Genomic DNA, 1,243 nt, shown 5'->3' on the forward strand with positions numbered 1-1,243 from the left:
GCCGAGGGCATCCCGTCGGCGTCCAGCACCTCCGCGTCCACGACCTCCGGGAGCGGCACCTGGCGGACCAGGACCTCCTGCCCGCTGTAGGTGTCGAACGCCCGGGTCTCCACCAGTTCGTACGCATCGGACGGAGGCAGCGGCAGGCGGTAGCGGTCGGCAAGAACCCGACCCGCGTAGTCGTCCACGAGGCCTCCCCAGAGCGCACGATCTCCCGGTCACGGAGACCGCATCGATCCGTCAATTGCGGTCACTTGCGGTGCAATTGACCCATGATCCCGGATGCGTACGGTCCATGGGCTCTCACGATACGTGGCAAGTCGCCGTCGCGCGGCCGGGTCGGGGCAACACGGCCGTTCCGCGCGTACGCGGGGCCTGCCGGCCCGTCAGTCGGTGGGCGCGAAGGTGTCGAACGCCGTCTGACGCAGCTTGGTGCACTCCGCCCCGTCCCACTCGCTCTCCTTGCAGCTGATCATGATCGAGTAGCCGTGGGTGGCGTCCACCTTGAAGCCCCGGTTGAGCACCCGGATCCGCACGCCCTTCTGCGTACGGACGAACTCCCAGTCGGCGACGGTCGGGTAGCCGTTGTAGTCGACCTTCTTGATGCCGAGGTGCTTGTAGCTGCTGCTGCTTCCGGCCACGGCGCCCCGCAGACCCCGCCAGGCCGCCGCCGCGTCGTCACCGGGCGAGGAGTTGTAGTCGACCTGGACGCGCGGGAAGCCGCCGTCGACGTTGTAGATGCCGCCCGAGTTGCTGCCCGCGATGCCGTTGCGTGCGAAGCCCTCGGGCATCGCCATGGTGAAGTGGAATCTGCTGTCGGTGACCTTCTTGTACCCGTCCGGAACGCCGTCGGAGGCCGGGGCGCCGCTCTCCGGACCCGACGGCGAGGCGTCACCGGTCGCCTCGCCCGTCTCCTGGGCCTGGCCGTCCTTCCGGCCGTCTCCGTCCGTCTCGCTGCCGCCGCCGGACTGCTCCTCCTTGCCGGAGCCGCCGCCGCCGGATCCGGAGCCGGTGTCGCCACCCGTGTCCGCCCCCGCCGAGGAGACGGTGCCGCCCTTGGAGCCACCGCCCGAGGTGTCGCCCTTGTCGCCGCCCCCGAGAGTGAGCGCGAGGACGGTACCGAGCACCGCGAGGACCACGACCCCGGCGATGATCGCCAGGGTGCGGCGCGGCACGACGTCCGTGATCGAGGCGCGGGTGGAGGCGGGGGCGCCTCCCGGCCGGGACGGACCGGAGGCCGAGG

General features: G+C 71.3%; 1 protein-coding gene and 1 pseudogene. Both read right to left on the bottom strand.

The window, feature by feature from the left end; translation table 11 throughout:
- A partial coding sequence (locus IH13_RS0112555; RefSeq protein WP_037841159.1) for a hypothetical protein occupies positions 1 to 188 on the bottom strand: 188 nt, incomplete at its 3' end.
- A gap of 198 nt (positions 189 to 386) precedes the next feature.
- A pseudogene (locus IH13_RS0112560) lies at positions 387 to 1,243 on the bottom strand (serine/threonine protein kinase); the annotation flags it as partial.

This window comes from Streptomyces sp. NRRL WC-3549, assembly GCF_000721935.1.
Taxonomy (GTDB): Bacteria; Actinomycetota; Actinomycetes; order Streptomycetales; family Streptomycetaceae; genus Streptomyces.